Origin of the sequence: Ramlibacter sp., from assembly GCF_035706265.1 — a bacterium.
Classification (GTDB): domain Bacteria; phylum Pseudomonadota; class Gammaproteobacteria; order Burkholderiales; family Burkholderiaceae_C; genus Ramlibacter.
In genome coordinates, this window is the sequence record NZ_DASSVG010000154.1 from 1 (window position 1) to 3558 (window position 3558).

The 3558-nt window shown below is 67.5% G+C and carries 3 protein-coding genes; all 3 read right to left on the reverse strand.

Translation table 11 applies throughout. The features are described 5' to 3' along the window. Positions 1-138 precede the first annotated feature (138 nt). The 3 genes from pilQ to VFM98_RS06100 are packed head-to-tail and all read right to left on the reverse strand — an operon-like array spanning position 139 to position 3472. Positions 139-2259: a type IV pilus secretin PilQ gene (pilQ, locus tag VFM98_RS06090; protein WP_414708989.1), complete on the reverse strand. Its 2121-nt coding sequence runs from the start codon at positions 2257-2259 to the stop codon at positions 139-141. Beyond that, positions 2256-2798: a pilus assembly protein PilP gene (locus VFM98_RS06095; RefSeq protein ID WP_325109009.1), complete on the reverse strand. Its 543-nt coding sequence runs from the start codon at positions 2796-2798 to the stop codon at positions 2256-2258. The genes pilQ and VFM98_RS06095 overlap by 4 nt, the downstream gene beginning before the upstream one ends. Further along, complete coding sequence (locus tag VFM98_RS06100) at positions 2795-3472, reverse strand: type 4a pilus biogenesis protein PilO (RefSeq protein WP_325109010.1); 678 nt, start codon at positions 3470-3472, stop codon at positions 2795-2797. Before VFM98_RS06100 ends, VFM98_RS06095 begins: the two co-directional genes overlap by 4 nt. Positions 3473-3558 lie beyond the last annotated feature (86 nt).

Consider the following 3558-nt stretch of genomic DNA (forward strand, 5'->3'; position numbering starts at 1 on the left):
CGGCGTCTGGGCCGGGTTCTGGGTCGTGACTCCCGGGCTGCCCCCTCCCCCACCGCAGGCAACCAGCGCGGCCGCCAACATCAGCCCGCTCAGGGCCTTCCAGATTCGCGTCATGAACTCAAAACTCCTCGGTACGGGTTAACGGCCTGCAGACTGGCGATCCGCCACCATCTTCGGCGTGATGAAGACAAGCATTTCCTGCTTGTTCGTGTTGCGCAGCCGGTTCTTGAACAGGTTGCCGGCAATCGGGATGTCGCCCAGGACGGGCACGCGGGTCTCGTTCTCGGTCTCGGTCAGCTCGAAGATGCCGCCGATCACCACCGTGCCGCCGTTTTCCACCAGCACCTGGGTGCGGATGTGCTTCGTATTGATGGCGATACCGGCCGCCGTGGTCTCGCCGCGGCTGTCCTTGTTGATGTCGAGGTCGAGGATGATGTTGCCCTCGGGCGTGATCTGCGGCGTCACTTCCAGCTTCAGCGTGGCGCGGCGGAAGGCCACCGAGGTGGCGCCGCTGGAGGTGGCCTGCTGGTACGGGAATTCCGTGCCCTGCTCGATCAGCGCCTTGGTCTTGTCGGCCGTCACGATGCGCGGGCTGGAGACCAGCTTGCCCTTGCCGTCAGCTTCCAGCGCCGACAGCTCCAGGTTCAGGAAGCGGTTGGCGGCGGAGCTGAAGATGGAGATGGCGAAGTTCGCGGGCGTGAAGCCGCCCAGCCCGCCCGCCGGGAGGTTGACGACGCTGGTGTTCAGCGTGGTGAGGGCCGTGGAGCTCTCGCCGGTGGTGCCGGACACGGCGTCGTAGCTGCCGCCGAAGGCGACGCGGTTGTTGCCGCCGATCGCATAGCCGGCATCGCCGCCGCGCACGCCGCGCAGGTCGCTGCCGCCCAGGCGCACGCCCAGCGTCTTGCCGAAGGTGTCGGAGGCCTCGACGATGCGCGCCTCGATCAGCACCTGGCGCACGGCGATGTCCAGCCGCTGGATCAGCTGCTGCACCTGTTCGAGCTTGGAGGGCACGTCGGTGACGAACAGCTGGTTGGTGCGCGGCTCGGCGATCACGCTGCCACGGGCGCTGAGGATGCGCGAGGAGCCGGTGCCCGTGAGCTGCACGGCCACGTCGGCGGCCTTCGTGTAGTTCAGGGCGAAGCCCTGGGTGCGCAGCGGCTCCAGGCTCTGGATCGCGGCGTTGGCTTCCAGTTCCAGCTTCTCCTTGGCGGCGATCTCGTCCTTGGGCGCGATCCAGATCACGTTGCCGGTGCGGCGCATGCCCAGGCCCTTGGCCTGCAGGATGATGTCCAGCGCCTGGTCCCAGGGCACGTCCTTCAGGCGCAGCGTCACGCCGCCCGTGACCGAGTCCGAGGTCACGATGTTGAAGTTGGTGAAGTCCGCGATGACCTGCAGCAGCGAGCGCACTTCGATGTTCTGGAAATTGAGCGAGAGCTTTTCGCCGGTGTAGCCGGGGCCCTGCGACAGCTTGTTCGGGTCCTGCCGCTGGGCGCGGACTTCGACGACGAACTGGTTGTCGGACTGGTACGCGCTGTGTTCCCAGGCGCCGCGCGGCTCGATCACCATGCGCACGCGGTCACCCTGCTGGAACGTGCTCACAGTCTGGATCGGCGTGCCGAAGTCCGTCACGTCCATGCGCCGGCGCAGGCCCTGCGGCAGCGTGGACTTGAGAAATTCCACGACCAGCGTCTGGCCCTGTTGCCGGATGTCCACGCCCACCTGGTTGCTGGGCAGGTCCACGACGACGCGGCCCGAGCCGTCCGGCCCGCGGCGGAAGTCCAGATCGCGGATCGGCTGGTTGTCGCGATTTCGGCTTTCCGCAAAGGTCTGCTGCGCCGAGGCGGCGGTGGCGGTCTGCGCCACCGGGTCCAGCGTGACGATGAGCGACTTGCCGTCCACCTGCGTGTGGTAGTTGGTCGGCGCCTTCAGGTTCAGCACCAGGCGGGCGCGGTCCGCCGCCTGCACCACGTTCACGGAACGCAGGTTGCCGACGTTGATGTCGACCGCGCTGCGCCCGAGCGCGTTGGTCGCGCCGGGCACGTCCAGCGCGATGCGCGCCGGCGACTGGATCGCGAACCCGGTGGGCACCGACGTCAGCGGTTCGCTGAAGTCGATGCGCACGACCTCCACCCCGCCCTGCAGGCTCCCGCGCACGCTCTCCACGGCCGGCGCCGCCTGGGCGATGTTCCAGCAGGCCGAGGCCAGCATCGCCGCGGCGGCCACGAAGGCGCGCCAGCTCCCAATCGTTGTTTTCGTCATTTGGACTTCTCCTGCAGTTGCAGTGTCGAGGTTCGTTCGACCCATTCGCCGGCCGCGTCCTGCACCAGCTCGCGCAGCACGATCTCCGTCTCCGAAACCTTGGTGATGCGCCCGTAGTTCTGCCCCAGGTAGTTGCCTGGCTTCACCTGGTAGAGCAGGTTGTCGACCTTGACCAGGGCCATCGGCTGGCCCTGCTTGATCAGGCTGCCCACCATCACCATCGAGTCGAGCGGATAGGCTTCCAGCGGCTCCTTGCGCCGGTTCAATTCGGGCTGCAGCAACGCGGCGCTGGCCGTGCCGGTCTGCGCCGCATCGCGCTTGAGGGCGACCACCAGCTTCTGCTGGCTGAAGGGTTCGACCGCGGCTTCCTGCGTGTACGCCTGCGGCGTGAAGCGCTTCGGCTCCGGAATCGGCTTCACCTGCGGCTTGATGGAGGCGCGCTGCTCCTGCATCCACTGCTGGATCTCCTCCTCCTCGGAGGCGCCGCAGGCGGCGAGCAGGGCCGCGGCGGCGAGCGCGAGCACCAGGCGGACGCTCATTTCCTGCCCCCCTTCTTGCCGCTGGTGGCCTTGCGCTGCGCGGCCACTTCATCGGGATCGAGGTAGCGGAAGGTCTTGGCGGTGGCGTCGAGCACCAGGGTGACGCCGTCCTTGGTCTGCTGGATGTCCAGGTTGTTGAGGGTCACGATCCGCGACAGGTGGGCGATGTCGGAGGCGAAGGCGCCGATGTCGTTGTAGCGGCCCTGCACCTTCAGGGCGATGGGCAGCTCCGCGTAGTACTCCTTCACGCTCACCTGGCCGGGGCGGAACAGGTCGAACGTGAGGCTGCGGCCCAGGCCGGCCTGGTTGATGTCGGACAGCAGGGCATCCATCTCCGCCTTGCTCGGAAGCTGCTTTTCCAGCTGCGTCACGTACTGCTGCACCTGCTCGCGCTGCTTGCGCAGGGCATCGAGGTTGACGGCCTGGGTCAGCTTCTTGCGGTAGTCCTCGCGCAGGCTGACTTCCTTGTGCTGTTCGGCCTCGAGTTCCTCGGCGGAACTCGTGAGCCAGACGAACCACAGGGCCACCACGATCGCGATCGCGACGCCCAGGCACATCAGCGTCTTGGGGACGATCGGCCAGGAAGCGGGGTCGTTGGGATTGAGGCCGCGGAACTGCGAGGCGATCTGTTCCTGGAGGCCGGCTAGGTCGAAGGAGGGGACGGCAGTCGCCATGGTCAGTGCCTGCTTGCGGTCGACGGGAAGGAGGAGGGGCGCATCACTTGCGGCCCGAAGCGGGTGCCGCGGGGGTGGCAGCGGCC

Bases quoted from the DNA above. Each gene is read 5' to 3' on its own strand.
- pilQ (WP_414708989.1), bottom strand. From the start codon at position 2,259: ATGACGAAAACAACGATTGGGAGCTGGCGCGCCTTCGTGGCCGCCGCG.
- VFM98_RS06095 (WP_325109009.1), bottom strand. From the start codon at position 2,798: ATGAGCGTCCGCCTGGTGCTCGCGCTCGCCGCCGCGGCCCTGCTCGCC.
- VFM98_RS06100 (WP_325109010.1), bottom strand. From the start codon at position 3,472: ATGGCGACTGCCGTCCCCTCCTTCGACCTAGCCGGCCTCCAGGAACAG.